This window comes from Hymenobacter sp. (assembly GCF_035709525.1).
Classification (GTDB): domain Bacteria; phylum Bacteroidota; class Bacteroidia; order Cytophagales; family Hymenobacteraceae; genus Hymenobacter.
Genome location: NZ_DASTEP010000148.1, coordinates 1 through 3,201, shown reverse-complemented (window position 1 = coordinate 3,201; position 3,201 = coordinate 1). Strand labels below are relative to the sequence as shown.

Annotated in this window: 2 protein-coding genes; one reads left to right on the top strand and one right to left on the bottom strand. The window is 61.9% G+C overall.

Features of this window, described 5'->3' with window-relative positions; genetic code table 11:
• Positions 1-149 precede the first annotated feature (149 nt).
• A complete protein-coding gene (locus VFO93_RS12780; RefSeq protein ID WP_325134764.1) occupies positions 150-1,589 on the top strand; it encodes an alpha-L-fucosidase in 1,440 nt (479 codons plus the stop codon).
• Between the two features lie 179 nt (positions 1,590-1,768).
• On the opposite strand, the gene VFO93_RS12775 is transcribed toward VFO93_RS12780, so the two are convergent.
• Positions 1,769-3,115 carry a vanadium-dependent haloperoxidase gene (locus tag VFO93_RS12775; protein ID WP_325134763.1) on the bottom strand — a complete coding sequence of 449 codons (1,347 nt, stop codon included), beginning with the start codon at positions 3,113-3,115 and terminating at the stop codon, positions 1,769-1,771.
• Between the last annotated feature and the right edge of the window lie 86 nt (positions 3,116-3,201).

Sequence of the window (3,201 nt, the reverse complement as noted above, 5' to 3'; positions counted from 1 at the left end):
AACGCCTGTCCTTGCGAGCGCAGCGAAGCAATCGCACCTGTTCGGCCGCGCTGTTCGGGTACTCGTCGGGTGCGATTGCTTCGCTGCGCTCGCAAGGACAACCGCCTTTTTATGCAAGTTATAATCAACTAAAAAACAGTCCATTAAAAATGAGAAAAATTGCTCTCGCCCTCGCCCTGCTAACCGCCGCCGCTACCCTGCCGGCCTACGCCCAGGAGCAAGGTATGCACCAACAATCGACGCAGTACGAAGCGCCCACTGACCCGCTCGTGGTGCAGAAGCTCGACAAGTGGCGCGACCAGAAATTTGGGCTGATTCTGCACTGGGGGCTGTATGCCGTGCCGGGCATTATCGAGTCGTGGCAGCTGTGCTCGGAAGACTGGGTGGAGCGCGATAGTACCATCGCCTACGAAGACTTCAAAAAGCAGTATTGGGGGTATAGTAAGGTGTTCAACCCGACGAAATTCAACCCCGAGCAGTGGGCCAGCGTGGCCAAAAAAGCTGGGATGCGCTACCTGGTGTTCACGACCAAGCACCACGACGGCTTCAATATGTTCGACACGCAGCAGTCGGATTTTAAGATTACCAACGGCCCGTTTCAGAGCAACCCGCGGGCCAACGTGGCCAAGTACGTGTTCGAAGCCTTTAGGCAGCAGGGCTTTATGATTGGGGCGTATTTTTCGAAGCCCGACTGGCACTCGCAGAATTTCTGGTGGTCGAAGTACGCCACGCCCAACCGCAACGTCAACTACGACATCAAGAAGTACCCGTGGCGCTGGAAAAAGTACCAGGAATTCACCTACAACCAGCTTAGCGAGCTGATGCACGACTACGGCAAGATGGACATTCTGTGGCTCGATGGCGGCTGGGTGCGGCCCAAGGAAACCGTGAACGCCGAGGTGCGCTCGTGGGGCGCGCCCATCCCCGAGTTCAGCCAAGATGTGAATATGCCGCGCATCGCGGCGATGGCCCGGCAGGCCCAGCCCGGCCTGCTCATGGTCGACCGCACCGTGCACGGCCCCTACGAAAACTACCAGACGCCCGAGCAGCGCGTGCCCGACCGCCCGCTGCCCAACCCCTGGGAAAGCTGCCTGACCCTGGCCAACAACTGGGGCTACGTGCCCAACGACACGTACAAGTCGCCCACCAAAATCATCCACTCGCTGGTAGAAGTCGTAGCCAAGGGCGGCAGCCTGCTGCTCGGCGTCGGCCCCAAGCCCGACGGCACCCTGGCCGACGAAGCCACGACGCGCCTGGCCGCGATAGGTAAGTGGCTGGACGTGAACGGGGCTGCCATCTACAACACCCGCGCCACGCCGCGCTTCCAGGACGGCAGCACCTACTTCACGCAGGGCAAAACGGGCACCCGTTACGCCATCGCCTGCCTGCCCGAAAACCAGCCCGCGCCCGCTACCCTCACCTGGGCCGGCAACCTGCCTAAAAAAGGCAGCAAGCTGACGCTATTGCAAACCGGCAAAACCGTGCAGTGGACCCGCCAGGGCGATAAGGTGCAGGTGACGCTGCCCGCCGACCTGGGCAAGCAGGCGGGCGCGTATCCGGCGCTGGCTTTCGCGTTTGTGGCGGAGTAGGGGGTGCTGCCCTGGCGTAGGCGCCTCACCCCCCGGCCCCCTCTCCGAAAAGGAGAGGGGGAGCCGGACGACTACTTAACGATTATTCAACGACCACTCGCGTCTGCATACGGTCGGCTCCCCCTCTCCTTTTCGGAGAGGGGGCTGGGGGGTGAGGCGCCCACGTCCGAGCAGCGCGCTTATTTCCTCCCTCCCGCCAGCGGCTTAACCCCGCTACCGCGCAGCCGCGCCACGATAAATTCCCCTATCTGCTTGCCTTGCGCGTTGCCATTGGTAGCGCTATCGATGTAGTGAATGCCGCCGTAAAGGCGTGAGATAGAGGCTTCGGCGGCTGCCTGCCGGAAGGATGTAAACTTCCGCTCGCCGCTGCCAAACGGGATTTCGGTGTTGTCGGTGTAGGCCAGGTGGTCGCCCAGCAGGTAGGTCAGCACTTCGGCCGAGGCGGTCGATACCACGGCGTGCCCGCTGGTGTACTCCGGGAAGGGCGGCGTTTGCAGCAGGGGCTGCCAGCGCACGCTCATGTAGCGGTTGATGTAGGTTTCGGGGCGAATGCGGTTGGTGAGGTACTTGGCATCCCAGCAGCTGATGAAGGCGTCCATGAGCGTAATGCCCTCCGCGCACAGCACCACCACCGTCTTGTCGAAGCCTACTTTGGCCTGCCGGGCCGTTAGGGCCGCGATGTTCATCCAGTGGCCGCCGGGGCTTATCTTCTTGAAGCCGATGGACATGTGGCCCGCCGTGTTCACGGCAAACGGGTTGCAGTCCCAAAATTGCGCTATTTGGTTTTGCTCGGCGCTCAGGTGCGTCGAAACGGTGTATACCTGCTTCGCCAGCCGGTAAAAAGCCGAGGCCGTATCCTTGCTGAACGGCGCGCACGGCGCGGGCCGAAACGCGCTGGCCGAGTCGATAACCAGCGGGCGCATGGTTTTCCAGTTGGGCTCCACGGGGTCGAGGTAGGCGGGGGGCGTGGGGTACCAGCTGCCTTCTTCCTTGCGGGGCGTGTAGCGCTTGAGCGCGCTCAGCTGCGCGTAATGGTCGGTTTTGGAGAAGCGCACCACGGCCGCCGAGGCCAGCTTGCCCACGCGCACCGACTGCGCCAGCACGTCGGGCCGGGTGCCTTGCTGGGCGAGTTTTTTCAGCAAATCCGCCTCTTCTTCGGCCAGCGTTTCGCCCGAGGGCAGCAGCAGCCGGGCCGTTTCGAGCAGGCTGTAGTAGGCCGCAATCTGGTAGTCGTAGCGGGCCTTCACGGTGTCAAGCCGCAACGCGCCGAAGCTTTTGACCAGAAGCGGCAAGTCCGGCACGCTCTTGTTGTGGGCCGCCACGATGCAGTAGGCCCCCATCGTGGTGTAGGCGTAGTAGCGGGCGGCCACGGGCGGGCTCACCACGTCGTGCACCATCGTCATGTTGATGATGTTCAGCGCCTTGGCGGGGTCGAGAATTTCGGCCAGTTGTGGGTTGTGCGCGTGGGCCGGCCGGCCGGCCAGGGCCGCAAAAGCCAGGCAAGCCAGGTGAATAGAATATTTCATAAACTATCTAAGCTTGTTCCTTAAAGTAGCAAGTCTGTATCTAAGCGATTGTCATGCAGAGCGCAGCGAAGCATCTCGCGTGGCGC